This is a genomic window from Roseovarius sp. TE539 (genome assembly GCF_003298505.1).
Lineage (GTDB): Bacteria > Pseudomonadota > Alphaproteobacteria > Rhodobacterales > Rhodobacteraceae > Roseovarius.
This window is the reverse complement of sequence record NZ_QNGB01000023.1, coordinates 26380-47265: the sequence shown is the minus strand read 5'-3', so window position 1 is coordinate 47265 and position 20886 is coordinate 26380. Positions and strand designations below refer to the sequence as shown.

The 20886-nt window shown below is 63.0% G+C and carries 17 protein-coding genes, 1 tRNA gene and 2 pseudogenes; 13 read left to right on the top strand and 7 right to left on the bottom strand.

Features of this window, described 5'->3' with window-relative positions; all coding sequences use genetic code 11:
• The first annotated feature begins 2 nt into the window (after window positions 1-2).
• The 5 genes from DQW77_RS13745 to DQW77_RS13725 all read left to right on the top strand — a co-directional run bounded on the left by DQW77_RS13745 (window position 3) and on the right by DQW77_RS13725 (window position 4161).
• The gene (locus DQW77_RS13745; protein WP_113258797.1) at window positions 3-536 is read left to right on the top strand and encodes a MaoC family dehydratase; all 534 of its coding nucleotides are present in this window, start codon (window positions 3-5) and stop codon (window positions 534-536) included.
• A 116-nt stretch (window positions 537-652) separates the two neighbouring features.
• Complete coding sequence (locus DQW77_RS13740) at window positions 653-1255, top strand: TetR/AcrR family transcriptional regulator (RefSeq protein ID WP_181711275.1); 603 nt, start codon at window positions 653-655, stop codon at window positions 1253-1255.
• Between the two features lie 13 nt (window positions 1256-1268).
• Window positions 1269-1784, top strand: a complete 516-nt coding sequence (locus DQW77_RS13735; protein ID WP_181711274.1) for a TRAP transporter small permease — start codon at window positions 1269-1271, stop codon at window positions 1782-1784.
• Window positions 1784-3073, top strand: a complete 1290-nt coding sequence (locus DQW77_RS13730; RefSeq protein ID WP_113258794.1) for a TRAP transporter large permease — start codon at window positions 1784-1786, stop codon at window positions 3071-3073. Before DQW77_RS13735 ends, DQW77_RS13730 begins: the two co-directional genes overlap by 1 nt.
• Before the next feature lie 56 nt (window positions 3074-3129).
• A complete protein-coding gene (locus tag DQW77_RS13725) occupies window positions 3130-4161 on the top strand; it encodes a TRAP transporter substrate-binding protein (protein WP_113258793.1) in 1032 nt (343 codons plus the stop codon).
• 62 nt (window positions 4162-4223) lie between these two features.
• On the opposite strand, the gene DQW77_RS13720 is transcribed toward DQW77_RS13725, so the two are convergent.
• Both DQW77_RS13720 and DQW77_RS13715 read right to left on the bottom strand, forming a co-directional pair.
• Window positions 4224-5144 (bottom strand): alpha/beta hydrolase, encoded by a 921-nt coding sequence (locus DQW77_RS13720; protein WP_113258792.1) that lies wholly within the window; start codon window positions 5142-5144, stop codon window positions 4224-4226.
• 53 nt (window positions 5145-5197) lie between these two features.
• Window positions 5198-5440: pseudogene (locus tag DQW77_RS13715) on the bottom strand (transposase); the annotation flags it as partial.
• 295 nt (window positions 5441-5735) lie between these two features.
• On the opposite strand from DQW77_RS13715, the gene DQW77_RS13710 reads away from it, so the two are divergent.
• From DQW77_RS13710 to DQW77_RS13690, 5 genes and pseudogenes are all read left to right on the top strand, one after another.
• Window positions 5736-6134, top strand: a complete 399-nt coding sequence (locus DQW77_RS13710) for a DUF2177 family protein (protein ID WP_113258814.1) — start codon at window positions 5736-5738, stop codon at window positions 6132-6134.
• A 19-nt stretch (window positions 6135-6153) separates the two neighbouring features.
• Entirely contained in the window at window positions 6154-6414 is a 261-nt protein-coding gene (locus DQW77_RS13705) for a hypothetical protein (protein ID WP_113258791.1), read from the top strand.
• Between the two features lie 1075 nt (window positions 6415-7489).
• Window positions 7490-8687 (top strand): annotated as a pseudogene (locus DQW77_RS13700) (IS256 family transposase).
• Window positions 8688-8770: 83 nt separating this feature from the next.
• Window positions 8771-9949, top strand: a complete 1179-nt coding sequence (locus DQW77_RS13695; protein WP_113258790.1) for a GMC family oxidoreductase — start codon at window positions 8771-8773, stop codon at window positions 9947-9949.
• Window positions 9946-10953: an amidohydrolase gene (locus DQW77_RS13690; RefSeq protein ID WP_113258789.1), complete on the top strand. Its 1008-nt coding sequence runs from the start codon at window positions 9946-9948 to the stop codon at window positions 10951-10953. The genes DQW77_RS13695 and DQW77_RS13690 overlap by 4 nt, the downstream gene beginning before the upstream one ends.
• Before the next feature lie 5 nt (window positions 10954-10958).
• On the opposite strand, the gene DQW77_RS13685 is transcribed toward DQW77_RS13690, so the two are convergent.
• A complete protein-coding gene (locus DQW77_RS13685; protein WP_113258788.1) occupies window positions 10959-11456 on the bottom strand; it encodes a flavin reductase family protein in 498 nt (165 codons plus the stop codon).
• A 242-nt stretch (window positions 11457-11698) separates the two neighbouring features.
• On the opposite strand from DQW77_RS13685, the gene DQW77_RS13680 reads away from it, so the two are divergent.
• Together DQW77_RS13680 and DQW77_RS13675 are read left to right on the top strand one after the other, a co-directional pair.
• A complete protein-coding gene (locus DQW77_RS13680) occupies window positions 11699-12367 on the top strand; it encodes a GntR family transcriptional regulator (RefSeq protein ID WP_181711273.1) in 669 nt (222 codons plus the stop codon).
• Window positions 12368-12524: 157 nt separating this feature from the next.
• Window positions 12525-13256, top strand: a complete 732-nt coding sequence (locus tag DQW77_RS13675; RefSeq protein ID WP_113258786.1) for a 4-carboxy-4-hydroxy-2-oxoadipate aldolase/oxaloacetate decarboxylase — start codon at window positions 12525-12527, stop codon at window positions 13254-13256.
• Between the two features lie 569 nt (window positions 13257-13825).
• Here the strand turns inward: DQW77_RS13675 and DQW77_RS13670 are convergent.
• Entirely contained in the window at window positions 13826-16204 is a 2379-nt protein-coding gene (locus DQW77_RS13670) for a YbcC family protein (RefSeq protein WP_181711272.1), read from the bottom strand.
• Between the two features lie 23 nt (window positions 16205-16227).
• Entirely contained in the window at window positions 16228-17787 is a 1560-nt protein-coding gene (locus tag DQW77_RS13665) for a proton-conducting transporter membrane subunit (RefSeq protein ID WP_113258785.1), read from the bottom strand.
• A 102-nt stretch (window positions 17788-17889) separates the two neighbouring features.
• On the opposite strand from DQW77_RS13665, the gene DQW77_RS13660 reads away from it, so the two are divergent.
• On the top strand, window positions 17890-18759 hold the full coding sequence (locus tag DQW77_RS13660) for a LysR family transcriptional regulator (RefSeq protein ID WP_113258784.1): 870 nt from the start codon (window positions 17890-17892) through the stop codon (window positions 18757-18759).
• 264 nt (window positions 18760-19023) lie between these two features.
• Here DQW77_RS13660 and DQW77_RS13655 read toward each other — a convergent pair.
• Window positions 19024-19100 (bottom strand) — tRNA-Met (locus DQW77_RS13655).
• Window positions 19101-19211: 111 nt separating this feature from the next.
• Window positions 19212-20819, bottom strand: coding sequence for a peptide chain release factor 3 (locus DQW77_RS13650; protein WP_113258813.1), 1608 nt, complete (start codon window positions 20817-20819; stop codon window positions 19212-19214).
• Between the last annotated feature and the right edge of the window lie 67 nt (window positions 20820-20886).

Here is a 20886-nt window from a genome sequence, read left to right as displayed (position 1 = left end):
AAATGAACAAGTCCATCGCCACTGATAGCCTGCGCCCGATGACCGAGGTCCAGGTCCGCCAGACCCGGGAATTCATCGAAAGCCTGAAGGAAGACTGCCAGACCTACTGGGACATGGTGGAGGTGGGCGACGTGCTGTCGCGCGACCTCACCATCACGCCGGAGCTGGTCATCCTCTACGCCGACGCGGTCGAAGATTACACGCCCTGGTATGAAGGCTGGAAGATGAACAGCTGGCGCATCGAGGGTGAAAGCCCCTTCGGCGGCGCGATTGTGCCCCCGATGATGGTCAGCCACTTCGTGCTGTCCGTGCAGTTCGACCACACCAAGCCCTTCGCGATCGGCTCGGTCCACACCATGCACGAGACCGAACTGCTCGAACCCATCCCGGTCGGCACGACCGTCACCATCTCGGCCAAGGCCGTGGACAAATACGAAAAGCGCGGGCGCCGCTACGTGCGGCACGAAGTTATCGTGACCGACGTGAACAGCGGTCTGCTCTACATGCGCGAACTAAGGGACATCATGTCGCTATGACCTCGGAACGGGTGGATAACGCGAACCGGGCCATGCTTTCGCGGACAAAGGCGAACGGGCATAACAACGGGGCCACTTCCTCAAAGGAGCCCGTTGCCGTGCCCAAAGAAAAACCTTTGAAATTTCGCGATGAAGTCGCCCAGCTGAAACGCGATCGCATCGTCGATACCGCCGCCGACCTATTCTACGAGCACGGCTACGCCAACACGACACTCGATGCGGTTGCCGAGCAAATGGGTTTCTCCAAGGCATTCATATACTCTAACTTCTCATCGAAGCCCGAACTGCTGGTCGAGATCTGCATCCGCGGCGTTGCCCACGTGCATGAGGCCGTCGAGGGCGCACTGAACCTGCGCCTCGATACCCGCACCACGCTTGCGCTGGTGGTGGAGCGCTACGTTTCTTCGGTGCTCAAATACCAGAAATACATCGCGGTCTACACGCGCGAGGAGAAGAGCCTGCCCGCCGACGAGGCCATCCGCGCGAACGAAAAGCGCCGCCAATTCTTCTCTATGATCGCCGATTTCATCGAACGGGGCCGCGACGAGGAGGCCTTCAAGAGCGACGACCCGCTTCTCAGCGCCCTCACTCTTGGCGGCTCGGTGACCTGGATGGCCTTCTGGTATCGCGAAGGCGGGCGCCTTCAGCCCCATGAAATCGCCTCGAACATCACACGCTCGACCATGCTGATGCTCGGCGCGGCAGACGCCGACAGATAGGAAGCCGATGGAGATGCCGAAAATCGCACGATACGCGGGCACCTTGGCCGGACTGGTGTCGGGCGTTCTGCTTCTCGCGACCGCGCTTCTCACGCTCGCGGACGTCGTCGGACGAAATTTCCTGAACGCGCCCGTTCCGGGCGCGACGGAGCTCACGGAACTGGCGCTGGTCGCAATCACCTTTCTGCTCTACCCGCGCGTCGCGTGGCGCGATACCCACATTTCCGTCGACCTTCTCGACGGTATCATGGGGCCGCGTGCCAAGTGGCTGCAACGGCTCCTCGCCGCCCTGATCGGTGTCGCTGCTTTCGGCGTGCTTGCCTGGCGCCTCTGGCTGCTCGGTGACCGCATCACGGGATACGGCGACGTCACGCCCTACCTGCGGATACAGCTGGGCCGGGTCTACTACGGCATGTCTGTTCTTTCCGGCGTCACTGCGATCGTTTATGCCCTGCGCGTCGCCCTCATCATCGTTATTCCGCGTCGCCTGCCCGAGCTGACGGGCACGCCTTCCAAGGGGATCGAATAATGTTGAGCGCGACGCTCGGCTTTCTTGCGGCTTTCGCGCTGATCTTCTTGCGCGTGCCCATCGCCCTGTCCCTTGGGCTGGCCGGCGCGGTCGGTTATGCCTTGCTCGTAGGCGTGAAGCCGGCCCTCTCGATGATCGGCATGTCCGCGGTCAGCTCGACTCTGAGCTATAATCTCGCTGTCATCCCGCTGTTCATCTTGATGGGCAACCTGATCGCCGGCGCAGGCATCGCGAAGGAACTCTACCGCACTGCGCAGGCCTATGTCGGTCACCTCAAGGGAGGACTCGGCGTCGCCACCATCCTGTCCTGCGGGGGGTTTGCCGCCGTCTGCGGCTCGTCCGTCGCCACCGCCGTGACGATGGGCAAGGTCGCGATACCGTCAATGCGCGAATTCGGCTATTCCGACCGGCTCGCGACCGCAACGGTCGCCGCGGGCGGCACGCTGGGCATCCTGATCCCGCCGTCGATCATCATGGTGGTCTACGGCATCTCCACCGAAACCAGCATCGGCGAGCTCTTCGCCGCTGGCGTCATCCCCGGCCTCGTGGGCATCGTCGGCTACAGCCTCGCGGTGCGTTACACCCTCTACCGCCACCCCGACGCGGCCCCGGATGTTGAGCGCGCCAGCCGCGCGGAGCGCCGCGCCACGCTGCGCAAGACATGGTCGGTTGCGGTTCTGTTCGCCGTCGTGCTGGGCGGCATCTACGCGGGCCTCTTCACGGCGACGGAAGCCGCCGGGATCGGGGCTTCGGGCGCGCTCGTCTTCGCGATCATCCGCCGGATGCCGTGGCGCGAGTTCCTGCGCATCCTCGTCGAGTCGGCCGAAACCACCGCCGTGCTATTCGCCCTGATCATCGGCGCAAAGGTGTTCGCGGAATTCGTCAACTATTCCGGTGCGCATCACGGCGTCCTGTCCTTCGTGCAGGATAGCGGCTTCAGCCCCGCGATGGTCATGCTGGTAATCTGCTTGATCTACATCCTGCTGGGGTGCCTGCTCGACAGCCTCGCCATGATGCTGCTCACGCTTCCGATGTTCTTTCCGATCGTCGTCGGCCTTGGCTACGACCCGGTCTGGTTCGGCGTCATGGTGGTCATGCTGGTCGAGCTTGGGCTGATCACGCCGCCGATCGGCATCAATCTCTTCATCCTGAAATCCGTGGTTCCCGAAGTGCCTCTGGGAACCATTATCCGCGGCATTCTGCCCTTCGTCTTGGCGGACCTGGGGCGGCTGTTGCTGATCGGACTCGTGCCGACGCTCGCTCTGGCGCTGCCACGACTTTTCTTCTGAGGCATTCGGGATTTTTTCGCTCGGGCGGGAGGCCTGGGCTCTTCAGGGAGGACCAAATGAAGACTTTCACTTTGACGACCACGACCACCGCCATGATCTTGGCCGGTGCCACAATGGCCACTGCGCAGGAAACCACGCTGACCTATTCGTCGTGGTTCCCGCCGAGCCACTCGCTCAACACGGCGCTGGGTGAATGGATCGACAACGTCGAGGAGGCAACGGACGGTCGCGTGACCGTGGAATACTTGCCGGCGACGGTAGGTGCGGTGCGTGACCAGTTTGACGTCGCCGTCGACGGCTTGGCCGACATCGTGCTGATCCTGCCGGGCTACACCCCGGGCCGGTTCCCGATCATGGAAATGGGCGAGCTGCCGCTTCTGGTCCCGACCGAACAGGCGACCGTCGCCCCGGTGTTCAACCGCGTCTACGACGAACAGCTCGCGCAATACGAGCCGTTCAAGGGCACACACGTGCTGACCGTCTTCGCGTCGGCGCCGACGAGTGTCACCACGACCGAAGGCAACGCGGTCACCACTATGGAGGACTTCGAGGGCCTGAAACTCCGTGCCCCGTCGACCACCGCCAGCGCCGTGATCGACGCCGTCGGCGCCGTCGCGGTGCAGAAGCCGGTCACGGAAATCTACGAACTCGCCTCCACCGGCGTCGTGGACGGGACGTTCTTCTCGCTCGGGCCGATCATTTCCTGGAAGACGCAGGACATCTTCAAGGAGATTACGATGATGCCCGGAGGCATGGGGCAATCGGTGATCGCGCTTCTGATGAACCAGGACCGGTGGGACTCCCTTTCGGCCGAAGACCAGGAGGCCATCGCGAGCGTGTCGGGGCCTGAACTGGCCGGGATCATCGGGCGCGTCTGGCAGGAGGACGAGGACAATGCCGAGGCCCAGCTCGAGGAGATCGGCGGCTTCACCTACCACGAAGTTTCGGACGACTTCTTCAACAACTTCGCCGAAGCCATATCGCTGGTCGAGGCCGAATGGATAGCGCGTGCGAAAGAGGCCGGGGTCGAAAATCCGCAGGCCGTGCTCGATGCGTTCCGTGCGGAATTGTCCGCCGCGAACGACTGATCACGCGCAACGTCGCCACTCAAAAACCGCACCCGCGCGCTCGTCCCGCGGGTGCCTTGCATTCAGCTCGCTGACAAGCTGGCGCGCAGGCGTTCGGCGGCCAGCGCGAGGCTGGCCTCGATCGCGGGCGTTTCCACGCCGAGCGAAAGAAAACCGTGCAGCATCCCCGCGTGATCCCTGCTCTCGATATCAACACCCAGCGACCGAAGCCGGTTAGCGAAGCCCTGACCTTCATCGCGAAGCACATCGCATCCGGCGGTCTGTAGCGTGACAGGGGGAAATGAGGCGGCGGTCGCATCATCAAGCCCCCGCAGCTCAATGGCCCGGTCGGCGCCAAGGTAGCAGTCCCAGAACCAGCGCATGCCCTCGTGGGTTAGCATCGCGCCCTCCGCGAATTCGGCGTGGCTGGGTGTGTCGCAGGCCGGGTCAAGCGCGGGATAGAAAAGCGCGAGATGTCGCGGCCGATGACCGGCCTCGAGTGCACGTGCCACGATTTCTGCGACAATCTGCCCCCCGGCACTGTCCCCGGCCAGGGCAATCCGCCCCGGGTCCACGCCATAGGCTTCAGGCCGGGCCAGGATGTCAGACAGGACCGCCCAGACATCGTCGGGAGCAGCCGGATAGTGGTGTTCGGGAGCGAGCCGGTAGGCCACACTGATGACGGCTGCACCGGTTCGGTCAGCAAGCTCGCGACACAGCGGGTCGTGCGTATCGAGACTGCCCCAGACCCAGCCACCGCCATGTGCGAAAAGGATGATAGGCAGTATTTCCTCATCGTTCGGCCGGTAGTGCCGAACGGTGATCTGCCGGTCCGGCAGCCGCACGGAGCGCTCGTTGACGCGCGCAATGTCCGGCGCGTCCGGCAGCGCCATTGCCCCGTGAGCAGCGCGACGGACCTTGTCCATCGGCACCGCAGCAGGCGGCGGACGCACGGCGTTGCGCGGATCGGCAAGAAGATCCGCAAAGCAAGGATCGATGGGCAAAAGGCACCTCCACGAAGACCATGGTCATACCCGTCATGTCGGGTCACACAGTTGTCGTCAAGCCGCCGCTCGGACCGGATGCAAAAACAATACCCGATCAGCAGCATCCGGATCAGCAACTCGGGATCGACGGAAGGGCGACCGGTGTGGCTGTAGAATTCGGTCAGATGGGCGCGGATGCTGCTTAAGTCGACGAACCGATCAATCGACCGCAAAAGGTGATCTTGTGGAACGTGATCCTCCAGCGAGAACTCGTAGAACAGCGCCGCCTGTGCTTCCTGTCTCGGTCCCATCATCGTGCTAATCCTCCCGCCCGTTGAGAGAATTGAATCAGCGACTTACCAATCGATCAAGCGCGAGTTTTTCAACAAAATATCCGCTCTGCCGCCATTCGCCCGTTAGAAATGCTGCAAGATGCACAAATGGCAGAAATGCGAAAGCTGCGGCGTGGCATGCTGGCAGCAGATGAGCGACCGCTCTGGGCCGAGCTCGTCACACAGGGCAACCAAAATTCGCATCTTTGCGCATCCTCCCTATGCGTGGATGAACAGCCGCACCGGTCTATCTAAATCGAGAGCGGAGGAGAAACGCATGTCCCTACTCGTTCTCGTGGTAGTCACCGGCTTGATATTTCTTGTTGCTGACGCCGTCATGTTATCGACTGTCATAAGGTCGATCTTCGCACAGCACTTGGCTGACACGCTCCGCGAGGGGATACGGCCTCTTCCGGCGGCACTTTTCTATCTCGTCTACATGGGGGGCGTCGTCTGGTTCGCGGGTTGGCCGGCGCTGCGCGACGGAACGCCTGCAAAAGCGTTTGTCAACGGCGCAATACTGGGCTTTGTCGCCTATGGCACTTACGAGCTAACCAGCTGGACGGTGATGCGCGACTGGCACCCCTCTATGGTGGCCGTCGACATGGCCTGGGGTGCCACACTGACTGCAGTGGCGGCCTGGGGCGGGGTTATGGCTGGCCGAGCCATGGGCTGAGAGGAAGCTCTGTCTCTTCGTGAACGCCGTGATCCTGGAGGAATACCGCGAAGACCCGGAGGTGGTTATCGGCACATTCATTGCTGCCATCCTTATCGGACAGCTCATGTCCGCCGTTTTGCTCATCCAGGTAGTGTCTCGACGCGGAGTGATCCTGCCCACCGGTTTTGGGCTTCTGACTCTTCAGATACTGGCCTACAGCCTCTTCACCTTCATACCACCAGATCACTGGCTCTTGATCGAGGCCAGCAGCGGCATGCGCGGCATTCCCGCGTCCTGAGGCAGACGTCGCACCAAGTCTGCCACTCGGATCTACGGTCAGTCTGTATCAGTTAAGCGGATTCAACGATAAATGGCGCGGGGATGTCGATAAGATCGATTACTTTTAGTATGAAAGAAACGGGACACGTTCCCGCCGGGGCTAGGAATGGCTAGCTTTACACAGATACACGGCCCGCCGGATCCCGCTACGCACGTAAAGTCCTAGGGAAATCGAGATCGTGCGACGGGGATGCCTGCTGGTGCCATCACTATCCCCGATCCAAAGCTCCCATATGGCATGACTTTGCATGGTCTCTTATCGAATGTGGTCGTCCCGTGATCCGGCGAGAATGTTTACATGGCCGCGCACAGACCTTTACATATGGAAACATTCGGCCCGCGAAAATGTTTACATATGCCCGGGGAATGCCCTCGAAAATGCTTACATCGTCCGAATTTCCAAACGGCAAATGTTTACATATGTAAACACCCAGTCTCCTAAAATCAGTCACTTAGCTAGCGTTCAGTCTACCAAAAACCCTTTTTTAGCTGTAACGCTTGAACAGACGGGGGCAAATAATGGCATATCACCCCGCGGGAAAAGACGCCCAGAAGCTCACCTGTTGCGCTCAAGCAACCCTGATGAACACCGACAGCGAAAAGAACGCGGACAGCATCAGATGACGCATACAGCCTGGCACAGCGACATGCGCTGCACATACCGGAGATAGAATGGCACCGATCAGGGAAACAAGCGACAGGGAGAGCGAGCGACAAGACCAGGCCGGGACGTGTTCGCGCCCGTGATCGCAATGATGTCCGAGAGAGGTCCATGTGGAGAAGGAGGGCAAAGGGAGGATCGCGTTCGCGCCAGTCCATTCCCGTCCGCAGCACACCGCCCCGGACCTCCCGGAGCCTGAGAAAGGTTCTTCACATCTGTCTGGTCTGACGCGAGGGTAGTGCCCCACGTGGTGGTGTAAGAGGCCGCGCGCGGAGCCTTTTGGCGTAGCGCAGCGCGCGGCCGGGCTGGCGGCCACCGCGCTTCTTCGTAGTCTGAGGTTGTTCAAAGACCGACGACAACGAAGGAGAGCACGATGACCGAGACCATGATCGACCTTCCGGAGGTGATCGCCAAGAGCGATGACACGGATTTTCTGCGAGAGCTGATCCAGGATGCCGCGCAGCGGCTGATGGACATCGAGGTGGCCGCCGTGTGCGGTGCCGGGCATGGCGAGCGCAGCCCGGAGCGGGAGAACCAGCGCAATGGATACCGGGCGCGGCAGTGGGATACCCGGGCCGGCACGATCGGGCTGAACATCCCCAAGCTGCGCAAGGGAAGCTATTTCCCGACCTTTCTGGAGCCGCGCCGCACAGCCGAGAAGGCGCTGATGGCTGTGATACAGGAAGCCTACATCCACGGCGTCTCCACGCGGGCTGTCGACGATCTGGTGCGCGCCATGGGACTGACGGGCACCTCGAAGAGCCAGGTCTCGCGGCTTTGCGGGGGAGATCGACGAGCGGGTGCAGGCGTTCCTGAACCGGCCGCTGGAGGGCGACTGGCCCTTCCTCTGGCTCGACGCCACTTATGTGAAGTTGCGCGAGGGCGGGCGGATCATCTCCATGGCGGTGATAGTGGCCGTCGCGGTCAACACGGACGGACGCCGGGAGATACTCGGGATCACCGTGATGCCCTCGGAGGCCGAGACGTTCTGGGCCGACTTCCTGCGGTCTCTCACGCGGCGCGGGTTGCGGGGCGTGCAACTGGTGATCAGCGACGCACATGAGGGCCTCAAGGCCGCCGCGCGCAAGGTTCTTGGCGCGGGATGGCAACGCTGCCGGGTTCACTTCCAGCGCAACCTCTTGGCCCGCGTGAGCAAGACCAACAAGCCCGTGGTCAGCGCGGTGGTGAAGACCGTCTTCGCCGAGAAGGACCGCGACCAAGCCCATGCCCGCTGGCGCGAGGTCGCTGACAACCTGCGCGAGCGGTTCCGGGATGTTGCCGAGCTGATGGACGAGGCCGAGTACGACGTGCTGGCCTACATGGCCTTCGACGAGAGCCTGCGCTCGAAGCTCCACAGCACCAACCCACTGGAGCGCGTCAACAAGGAGATCAAGCGGCGGACTAACGTCGTCGGGATCTTTCCCAACCGCGACGCCGTCATCCGTCTCGTCGGCGCGCTCATGCTGGAGCAGAACGACGAATGGGCCGTCTCCCGCCGCTACATGCCGGTGGAAAAGCTGACCGCCATATGCAACGATGACGACGAGACGGCCATGATCGCCGCACAGTGAACGAGCAACACCGGCTATGAAGAAGCAGGTGGACGCCAGTTCCTACACCACTTCCCGGGGCACTACCGCCCGGGCGTCCTGAGTTGCCGATTTGCAACGCGTTCCTCGAGGCTGCCGGCGAACAAGGTCTGCCGGTCGTCGAGGACATAAATGCCAACCAGACCGAAGGGGTCGGGGTCTATGACGTGAATATAAGGAACGGTCGGCGGCACAGTGCCGCCCGGGCGTTTCTCGGGCCTGCCCGGGATCGGCCGAACCTGACCATCATGCGCAACACGCAGGTAACGGCGGTGACGCTCGTGAAGGGCAGGGCGACCGGGGTGAAAGCCCTCCGCAGGGGCAGGGCGGTGACATTCTCGGCCACGCGCGAAGTGGTGCTTTGTGGCGGAGCCATCATGAGCCCGGCGCTGTTGATGCTGTCCGGGATAGGCCCGGCAGAACACCTTCGACAGCTCGGCATAGAGGTCCGGGTGGATGCGCCCGCCGTCGGTGAGAACCTGCAGAACCATCCCTCCTACCGGCCTCGATACGCCTGTTCGGCCCCGGTGACAGCCCGCAACCATCTGACCCCCCTTGGTGCGTTGCGCGCCGGCTGGCATTATCTGACCCGGGCCTCGGGCCCGCTGGCGGAAAGCTTTGCCTCGGTCGGGGGTTTCTTCAAGAGCAACCCGGAGCTGGACCACGCGGATATGCAGGTGGTGTTCCTGTCGGCGCTGCCCCCGTCGGGTGGGACGGGTGTATTCGATCTCCTGCCTCGTGAGCAGGGCTTCGGGCTGACGATCTACCAGGGCACGCCTTGCAGCCGGGGCCGGGTCAGTCTCCGCTCGGCCGATCCGCTGGATCCGCCGCGCATCGACACGGGCTATTTCACCGATTCCCGCGATATCGAGGTGCTTGCTGCAGGTGTGCAGCGGATGCGCGATATCATGCGGCAGCCCGCGATCGCCCGATACATCAGCCGCGAAATGGCGCCGGACTCCACGGTCCGGACCCGCGCGGACCTGATCGAGGAAATCCGCCGCAACGCGGGGACGTCCTACCACCAGAGCGGCACCTGCGCGATGGGGGCTGACAACCGCGCCGTGCTCGACCCGGAACTCCGGGTGCGCGGCGTCGAGGGCCTGCGGGTGGCGGATACCTCGGTGATGCCGCGCATGCCCAATGCGGCCCTGCATGCCCCCGCTCTGATGATCGGTGAGAAGGCGGCGGCGATGATCCTCGAAGACGCGGCAAGCCCGGCAGGAGGGGCCACCGCGCCATGACCGACAGTGATACCATCGCATTCGAGAAGGCGATCGAGCCAGGCATGCCGATCATCGACGCCCATCACCACCTGATGGACCGCCCGGGCCGGCCCTATCTTTTCGATGCCTACCTTGCGGACATCTCCGCCGGGCATGATATCCGAGCCACCGTTTACATCGAGAGCCAGGCCATGTGCCGTGCCAGTGGTCCGCAAGCGTTGAGGCCGGTTGGCGAAACCGAGTTCGCCGCAGGAGTTGCGGCGATGAGCGAAAGCGGCAAGTACGGGGAGTGTCATGTCAACGCCGGTATCGTGGGGCATGCCGATCTCGCTATGGGTGATCGCGTCGCCGAGTCCCTGGATGCCCACATTGCCGCCGGTGGCGGCCGTTTTCGCGGGGTCCGGCAGGTTGCGCTTTCACATCCGAGCCCGGACCCCTTCCGGTATGTCCTCAACCCGCCGATAGAGGGGCTGCTGCGATCCGACGCTTTCCGCGCCGGGTTCGCCCTGCTCGGGCCGCGGGGGCTGAGTTTCGATGCGACCGTCTTTCACACGCAGCTGGACGACATCGCGGCGCTCAGCGATGCCTTTCCCGATACGGTCATCATTCTCGATCACCTTGGATTCGCGATGAGCATGGGGATGTCCGGGGACGACCGGCGAACCGTTTTCAAGGACTGGGCGCACGCCCTGCGCGAGCTTGCCCGGCGCCCCAATGTCATGGCCAAGATTGGCGGCTTCGGCCTGCCGTTCTGGGGGTTCGGATTCGACCGGAGCGATACGCCTCCGGGCAGCGATACGCTGGCGCGGACATGGCACCCCTACATCGAAACCGGGATCGAGGCGTTCGGCGCCGGCCGCTGCATGATGGAAAGCAATTTTCCTGTCGATGGGATGACCTGCGATTACGTCACGTTGTGGAACGCCCTCAAGAAGGCCACGAGCGACGTTGAGGCAGAAGACCGGCGTCAGCTGTTTTTTGAAACGGCCGCGCGGGTGTACAGGGTCGGCGGCGCCCGATGAACCGGTCAGAAATCCCGGTACCCGCCCTGGTATGCGATGGTAACGCCAGTGTTTCCGTCCGACCGGACGCCTCTGACACCGCCGACAAGGATGACCGCCCCCTCATCTTCGACCGCCCTTTCCAATCGGCAGTCGAATACCGCGGCGGCCGTCTTCAGGATCGGCGCACCGGTCACGAAGCTGCCCCATTGTCCAGCGGCAAAACGCTCCGTCATGTCCGCGGTTCCGCCGAACATGCGCGCCATGTCCTCGGCCCCGCCTGGAAGCAGGTTGACCGCGAAATGGCCTGTGTCGCGAATGACGGGCAGCGCCGAGGTGGTCTTTCCGGCTGAGACCAGAACCGTCGGCGGCTCGGCCGAGACATGTGCGAAAGACAGACCCAGAAACCCGGCCGGACCGGCATTGTGGCTTGCCGTGATCACTGTCGCGCCCACGGGCCGCGACCCGACCGTTCGCCAGAATCCGCCCTGCGTGATTTCCCTTCCGGTCGCCTCGAACCCCATTTAACCCTCCCTTCCTGCCTTTTGACATACGGCCGCGCCGAAAGCGGGATGACATGCCGAGGCTGTCATGTGTTCCACTTGAATACAAGCTCGGGCCGCGTCCGGGCCCGGTGCGCTGGCCCTCATCTCGACGGCCGATCAAGGCTGACCCTTGCGGGCAGGGCATGCCCCCCCCGTATTGCTTTCAATCTTCAGCACCAGTGGTATACAGGCGCCCGGAACAAGCCGGAGTCAGGTTGCCGATGGCGCGACATATCCCGAAACCCCATGATGCCGCGGATCTCGATCCGCTGGCGGCCAAGGCCTACACAACCATCCTGGATCGCATCGTCCGGCTCGACTTGCCGCCGGGCAGCCTGATTTCGGAAAACTCTCTTGGGCGGGAAATGGGCCTGAGCCGCACCCCGGTGCGAGAGGCGCTGAAACGACTGGAACGCGAATACCTCGTCTCGATCATGCCCCGCCGCGGGATCGTCGTGACCGAGGTTGACCTGCGCAGCCAGATCCAGCTGCTTGAAATGCGCCGCGGACTAGAAATGCGGCTGCTGCTGCGTGGCGCCGAACGTGCCAGTGACGGCCAGCGTGACGAGATGAAAAGGCTGGCCTCCGAGATGGAAACGGCCGCGAAAGCCGGGGATCTGGAAAGCTATGTGCGCCTCGATGCGGAATTCGATTGTATAATCGAGGAGGCCTGCGGCAACCGCTTCCTGACACAGGCGATGTGGCCGGTGCACGCGCTGGTCCGGCGCTACTGGCACACACAGGTCGGCACTGCCGATCTCCTCGAGGCGCTCGAGATGCACGTGCGCGTGGTGCGTGCGGCCACCGATGGCGACCTGGATGCCCTGCGGCAACGCCTCACCGAACTGTGCGACCGGACGCAAACCCACATCCTCGACCAGATGCGATAACCACCGTGCCACCCCAGGGCCGAACCGGAATGGGGCGAGACGGCAAGCTTGACCTGTCATTCCACGGATAAGTATCCTGCTGAAATACAAGGATGGACACACGGCAGCGGTCAATCGGTCCGTTGCAAGCCGTTGGCCAATACCCGGAGGAGCGAACATGAACGAGACGAGGCCTGTGGCCTACACGAGGATTCCGCGGATCGACCCGGCCATAATCGCCCGCGCCGGCCGCAATTCGATGGCGGACCTGCATGAGGGGCTTGGCGCGATTGCCGGGCGGCGTTGCCTGCTGTCGCCGTCCATGCGCCCCGTATGGCAGGGCAGCAAGACCTGCGGTCAGGCCGTGACCTGTTACAACTACCCCGGCGACAACCTGCTTTTGCATGTTGCCGCCAAACTCGCCGAGCCAGGCGATGTCATCGTCGCCACCAACGGCGGCAGTGCGCAGGGTGCGCTTTGGGGAGACATGATCACCTATTACGCACGCTGCAAGGGTATCGCCGGGGCTGTCGTCGACGGGGCGGTCCGCGACACCGGCCGGGTCCGCGAAATGGGCTTTCCCGTTTTCTCGACGGCCGTCTCCGTCTCACATCCTGAAAAGCGCGGACCCGGCTCAGCAAACGTTCCGGTCGTGGTCGCCGGCGTCATGGTGAACCCGGGCGATCTCGTAATTGCCGATGATGACGGTGTTCTGGCGATTCCGCCCGAACTTGTCGAAGCCGCGGTCGATAACGCCGAGGCTCGTGCGGCCAAGGAAGAGGGCTTTCGCGACAGGCTCGACAAGGGCAGCACGATGTACGATCTCCTCGAGATCGAACGCGATGTCGCGGCCTGCGGACTCATCGAAATAGATGGCACCTGGATGGACGGTAAAACATCAGAGACCTGACGGCTCCGGCCGGATGCGCCTGTCGGTCCTTTGCGCGCGGCCTGTCCGATACCATCCGCCCGGTGCACGTTGCGCCAGATCGGGATCACACTTGCGCCGCGCCGGCGACGGGCAGACGCGTGAACACCCGTCTTCGAGTCGTTTCCGATTGAATGCGACATGCCTTGAATTTTGTCCCTGGCCCGGGCAGCCGTGGGCGCAGCGACAAGAACGCCGTGGTTGGCGGCCTTGTCCGGCGGGTCGATAGAGCACCGCCAGTTGCCATGAGACGCCAGTTCAAAGCCATAAAAGACGATCAGGGCCCGAAATCCTTCTGCGCCGGGCCACCGCGATCGAAGTGATCGCCGGCGATCAAGGTTTACCGGATCACCTTCCGGGTGGCATCTGTGATGGCATCCGTTTCTTCGACCGGTCCGACATTGTCCATTTCGGGCAGGAACCGCCGCATGATCTCATTGCAACCAGCGACCATTTGGGAAACAGGTCGCGCATCGCCGTCCTGTGGGGACAAGCCCCCGTTTGCGGGGGCTTGATCGCGGGGCTCACGCGGATCACACGGCTCCGGGCGCTCAGGCGGCGGCCTCTTCAAAGCAGTGTCCTGTCCATTTCCCGCCGGACCGATAATGTGCCGCAACCCGTCCATTTTCGAGGGCAAAGAGGTGCAGCCAGCCATTGTCGAAGAGCGTGCGCAGGGTCTCGTTCCTGTCGAGCACTGTCTGGATCGCGGCTTGCGGGGCCTCCAGCATCACCGATAACCGGAGTGGCTCATGCACCAGGGATTGTCCGTCATGCACGCTTTGCCATGGAAGCCCGGGGCGCATGATTCCGCCATTGCCCTGTACGACGCCGATACCGCTGGTGACATTGTGGATCAGCTTGTTGCCCCCGCCAAAGACATCCGGGGCAACCGTCGAGCCGTAATATTGCAGGCTGATCCAGCTGGCCACGACCACCGGCGCGGTCAGAATCAGCTCCAGCGTCGAGAAGTCGTCATCGGCCCGCCAATCATAGCTGTGCAGGAAGGTACGGCCCTGAAGATCGGCCCCGGCGGTGAGAGGGCGCGGCGCGGCGACGAAGGTAGCGCAACCCGCCAATCCCCATTCAGGACGCAGTTCGGCCCAGTTCGTGGCCCGTGCGGGAATGCTGTCGCCGGTCGCCCCGGGCAGGCGCAGCGCGCGTTCGGCCCGCGCCGACCGGGCAGCTTGGCCAAGCCATGAACGGGCGTCTTGCAGTTCAACGGCATGGTCCTTCGGGGCATCATCATCGAAAAGGGTAACTTGATCGGTCGTGGTATCGTGCAGGCCGGCAATGAAAACAGTGTCTTCGGGAAGTTCGATGTCATGGGCCGGCAAGCCTGCGCGCGTCTCTTGATCGTTGAGCAGACTTGCCAGCAGCCGCGCTGAAACCTCTCCGGTCTGCCCGCCACAGGCGCCGCATTGATATGCGCTTTCATGCGGATTGTTTGCAAGCTGTGCCCCATGCCCCAGCAAGAGCACCAGCCGCGCATGTCCGCCTGTCAGGCTCATCGCCTTCAGGACCGACGCCGCGGTCGCCGCCTTTTCTTGCGCGGTCAGCGCGGTCTCGAAGCGTGGGGCCGGGCCGGTCGCGCGGCCCGCGACCCCCTTGCCGAGCGCATCCTTGAGCAATTTCCAGCCGTAAACCGGCCCCGCCGCCTCCACGAAGGCGAAAGAGGAAACAGCGGCCTGGCGGAACCGGCCCCATGCGCGTGTGGCGCGGGCCGCGATCCGTGTGGCCTGTTCGGTGTCTTCGTCCGCATGGCTGCACGATGTCAACGACGGATTCAGCAACGCGGGAAGATGCGTCTGGCGCAGGTCGGTCCCGTGAGGTTTGTGCGCGACCGGCAGGCCGAAGAAACCCGCGAACCCGATGGTTTCGATGCCGGTATCCTGTGCCTCCAGTGACCGGCGGAAAACCTCCGAGCGCACATCGATGCAGAACGCGGCCTGCATGGTTGGACGCGTCTTGTCGGTCACGGATCCCTTGATCGTTTCGGCCAGGTTTCTCTGGTGGGCCCGTTCGGCCGCGTGTTGCAGGATTGCATCCAGAACCTGATCGACGGATGGTTGCACGGGTTCGGCATGGGCCTCCACGATGCTTTGCCAATGATCCGTGACGTCGGGAACGCGGGCAAGAAGCGCTTCCTCCCAGATCAGACGGACGGCCAGAAGATCGGTGATCGTGGCGTCATTGCCCCCCGCGAGTTCAGCCTCCCAGAGGATCCAGCGGGCGTGCTGTGCCCAGCCTCCGAGATCCATCAGAAGGCGGTGAAAGGCCGTTTCCGCAGCAGCGTCGGTAAGATTCAGCCGTTCGGCGGCGCGCAGGATCGCGCGTTCGGGTGTGTCGGGCGCCTCCGAGACATGGGCGCAGAACCCCTCAAGCCCGGCGATTTCCGGTGCCAGGTCATGGGTTGCCCATTCCCGCCAGGCGGCAAAGGCGGTGCGGCCCGGGGCGGGCGTCCAGAGTGCCTGTCCCCGATCGAAGTGCCCCGCCGCCCAGAGCCCGAAACTGCGCGCGATCACCGCCGGCCAATCCGTTCCGGTGGCCTTTGCCGCCAGGTGCGCGACGGTGGGCAAGGCCTGTGGTTCGGGGGGCGCGCGATCCAGCTTCGCCTTCAGAAGGGCAAGATCGGCCGGCTTAAGGGGCGATTCCGAGGCGATAAGGGCGACGGCAAGGTCGTCATCGGTGATCCGGCCGGCCCTGACCTGCGCTGCATAATCGGACCTCTTGCGCGTCAGGTTGACCCCTGCGACGCGCGCCAGCCGGGCCGAGGCGGTTGCCAGATCTTCGCCTGTCTGGCCAAGAAAGGGATTGACGGCCACGGTGGCCTCCAGCGGGAACGCCGGGGGGATGGCGCGCTCGGCGGCTTCGGCGGCGTGCAGAAGGGCGGATATCCGGTCAGGGGCGATTTCATCATTCTTGAGAAACATGGGTGTGTCTCCTTGCGGGATTATCAATTGTTATCAATGGTGCGCAGGCCGCCAATAAGACGGTCGAGAAGCGCGTTCAGATACAGCCCGTTGGCAAGGTGGACCCGCAGACCCGCCGTCGCCGGGTGATGCGCCCAGAGAGGAAAGAGCGCCTGCGCCACCGCCACCAGCCCGAATGAGGCCAGCGCCAGAAGCGTCAACGCCCATTCCAGCGGGCCGGGTGCCGGCGCGGCGGGCAGATATGGCCCCCACAGCGACCCGGCCAGGACCTGAAAGCCGAAATAGGCGACCGCCGCTGCCAGTGATGCCGTCATGGTCCGCCGTGTGAGCGCCCCGGGCGCCGCATCCGCGAGACCTTGTGCGACAAGGTAGGCCACGCCAAAGATCAGGATCGCACCAAGGGCCAGGGCCTGCGCCGACTTGGGACCGCCAACCAGGCTGAAACCGGCGGCCACCCCCGCATAAAGCAGCAGCGCCAATGCAAAGGATCTGCCCACGGCACTGATCCCGGGAACCGCGACAGGGCCGGGCCGCCGCACGCGCATCACGGTCTGAACCGCGGTGCCCGAGGCAAGGAAGGCGTGCGCCTTGTACAGCGAATGCGCCACGATATGCAGCAAGGCCAACGGCCACAGGCCCAGACCGCATTGCAGCAGCATGAAGCCCATCTGGCTGATGGTCGACCACGCAAGGGCTGTCTTGATCGCGCTTTGCGTCAGCATCACGACTGACCCGAAAAGCGCCGTCAATCCCCCCAGCATGACCAGTGCGGCCATTGCGCCGGGGCTGGCCTGAACTGCCTCGGCCATGCGTATCAGGATGAAACCGCCCGAATTTATGATGCCCGCGTGAAGCAGTGCCGAAACGGGGGTCGGGGCCTCCATCACCTCGGTCAACCAGCCGTGCAACGGGAATGTTGCCGTCTTGAGTGCCGCCGCGAGAATGAGCAGCGCCACACCGCCCTGTGCAGGGGCGGGCAGCCCGGTCTGCGCCATCGCCACCAGAGTTGCGAAATCCAGCGTGCCGAATGCCCACCAAAAGAGCCCGGCGGCCCCGATCAACGCCACGTCCCCAACGCCCCAGACAAGGGTGAACTTGGCGGCGGCACGCCGCGCCTCGGTGCGCCGTGGATAGAAAAGCAGAAGCGAGCGCAGGCATAGCCCGATCATCATGAAGGCGGGGATGAGCACCGCAAAACTGCCCGAAAGGACCAGTGTCAGCACCGCCGCCAACGCCGTCAGCATCAATGCATGAAAAGTGTTCTCGCGGGGTTCCCCATCGAGGTAGGTCCGGGAATAGCGTAGCACGACCCATCCCACGAAGGACACCAGCAGTGCCATCGTCACACTGACCGGATCGAGGCGAAGAGCAAGCCAGCCGGCCTCCGGGACCGACAGGGAGGCAGGTCCGAACGCGAGAAGATGCCAAAGACCCGCGATCATGATCCCGACAGCCACCAGTGCCGCCCCCTCCGAGAGGCGGCTGCGGCGGATCGGGCGGCTGGCACGACGCAGGGCATAGACGCCCGCCGCTGAAATCAGGGCAAGCGGGGCCAGCGGCAACAACAGCAGGAGGTGGGACATGGTTGATCTCCGGTTCAAATCAGGACTGAACCGGGACGTATCGTGAGTCAGTGAATAAAAAAATCACATAAATTCTCCGTAAACGTTCTATAATATGGAATCATGGCATACCTGAACCTGCACCACCTGCGCCTTTTCCGGGCTGTCGCCCATGACGGGACTTTGACAGGCGCGGCCCGAACCCTGAACCTGTCGCAATCCGCGCTTTCAACCCAGGTCAAGACACTTGAGGCCTCGCTCGGGCAGGACCTGTTCGAACGCCGTGGTCGCAGTCTTGTCCTGACGGAAGCCGGGCGTCTCGCGCTCGACCATGCCGAAGCGATCTTTCGGACAGCCGAAGATCTAGAAGCGACCCTCCGCGAAGCTGGTGGCGGACGCCGTGCGCTCCGGGTCGGGGCGCTCGCGACACTTTCGCGAAACTTCCAGATGCAGCTCCTGCGACCGCTCATCGGGCGACAGGACGTCGAGGTCGTGCTGCGGTCCGGCAATCAGGCCGAACTGCTGCGCGGTCTCGAAGCCATGGCTCTGGACATGGTCCTGACCAACCTCGCGCCGGCGCGGGATGCGGCCAGCCGCTATCTCGTGAAACGGATTTCGGAACAGTCGGTCAGTCTCATCGGCACCCCTGAACGGGTCGGCCCCCGCCACCGAAACCTGACCGAGCTGCTTTCCACAGAACCGTTGATCCTTCCGACGCCGGAAACGGCGTTGCGGATGTCCTTCGATGCGCTGCTGTCCCGGTTGCGTATATCGCCGCAGATCGCGGCAGAAGCGGATGACATGGCGATGCTCAGGCTCCTGGCGCGAGAGGATGCAGGGCTGGCCGTGATCCCCCCGATCGTCGTCAAGGATGAACTGGCCTCGGCAGCCCTCACGGAGGCCGCGAAACTCGAAGACATCGAAGAGGCATTTCTGGCGGTAACACTTGAGAGACGCTTTCCCAATCCGTTGGTTTCGGAGCTTCTTGAATGACGGTTTCCGACGCCCGCGGCAGCCCGAGAGCGGAGGGCCTGTTACAGGCTCGACAAGATCAAAGAGGGCCGTGCTCGACATTTTATAAGCGCAGGTGGCCAACCGCGAATGCTTACAGGCATGCCTGCGCGTTTACCATGAGGAGCGCCGTGCAGCGGCCCGAGAGGTCACAAGAAATCGTGGCAAAGTCGAGAAGCGGCTTGCGCAGGTCACGGGCTGGCGTCGGTCTTTTTCCACGGATGCCCCTGCGCATGTGGGGGCTGGTGGTAGCGGAGGAGGGACTTGAACCCCCGACACGCGGATTATGATTCCGCTGCTCTAACCACCTGAGCTACTCCGCCAGAGACGCGCAACTCGTTATGCCAGAGGATCGTGCGGGTCAAGAGCGTCCGACGCAGAAAAACGCGGCATGATCAGAATTCTGGCTGCCCCGGCCCGTCCGTCTGAGCGGGTCACACCATCATCTCCTTAGTGGCGCTCAATGCGACCTCGGGATGGTCACGCACGATGCGATCGATATCCCATTGCAAACGCGTGAGATAGACGATGTCGCCGTCGTTGTCGTGGGCGATATGGCTTTTGTTTGCCGCCACGAAACGGTCCACGGCGGCCTTGTCTCCGGTCACCCACCGGGCCGAGGTGAACTGCGACGGCTCGAAACGGACGGGCAACCCGTATTCCATCTCGATCCGCGTCGAGAGAACCTCGAATTGCAGGGCCCCGACAACACCGACAATGAACCCGGATCCGAAGGCCGGTTTGAAGACCTTCGCCGCGCCCTCCTCGGCGAATTGCATCAGCGCCTTTTCCAGATGCTTGGACTTCATCGGATCTCCGGCGCGTGCGGTCTGCAGCAGTTCGGGGGCGAAACTGGGAATGCCGGTGACCCGCAATTGCTCTCCCTCGGTGAGGGTGTCGCCGATGCGCAGTTGGCCGTGGTTGGGAATGCCGATGATATCGCCCGCCCAGGCTTCTTCGGCCAATTCGCGATCGGAAGCGAGAAACAGCACCGGCGCTGAGACGGTCATCGGCTTCTTGCTGCGCACATGGGTCAGCTTCATGCCGCGGCGGAAATGCCCCGAGGCCATGCGGACAAAGGCAACGCGATCCCGGTGCTTGGGATCCATATTCGCCTGAACTTTGAAGACAAAGCCAGAAACTTTTGTTTCTTCCGGAGAAATCTGGCGCTTATCCGCGGATTGCGGTTGTGGTTCGGGGCCGTAGAGACCTATGCCGTCCATAAGTTCGCGCACCCCGAAGGAATTGATCGCGGATCCGAACCAGATCGGTGTCATGTGCCCTTCAAGAACCGCGCGGGGCTCCAGCCCGGGCAGCAATTCACGGGCCATCTCGACCTCCTCTCGCAATTGCCCGGCCAGCGCCACCGGCACATGTTCGTCCAGCTTCGGATCGTCCAAGCCGTTGATCTTGATGGAGTCGGCCACGCGATTGCGGTCCGCCCGATCCATCAGTTCCAAACGGTCGCGCAGCATGTCGTAGCACCCGATGAAATCTCGCCCCACTCCGATCGGCCAGGAGGCCGGCGTCACGTCGATAGCAAGGTTTTCCTGGATCTCGTCGATGATATCAAATGTGTCGCGGCTTTCACGGTCCATCTTGTTGCAGAAGGTCAGGATCGGCAGGTCGCGCAGGCGGCAGACCTCAAAGAGTTTCCGCGTCTGACTTTCGACCCCCTTGGCGCCGTCGATGACCATCACCGCGGCATCCACGGCTGTCAGGGTGCGATAGGTATCCTCGGAAAAATCAGAGTGACCGGGCGTGTCCACAAGATTGAACCGGAAGTCATTGAAATCAAAAGACATGGCCGAGGCCGAAACGGAAATCCCCCGATCCTTTTCCATTTGCATGAAATCCGAGCGGGTGCGCCGCGCCTCGCCCTTGGCGCGGACCTGTCCGGCCATTTGAATGGCGCCGCCATAAAGCAGGAACTTCTCGGTCAGGGTGGTCTTGCCCGCGTCCGGGTGCGAGATGATCGCGAAGGTGCGGCGCCGCGCGATCTCGGGTGGAAGTTGCGGGCGGTTGGACGGTTGTTCAAGCATGTCCGGCATATATCGGTGGGTTTTGGGCAGTGCAACAAGGACATTCGCCGGCTCGTGGCAGTCGGCG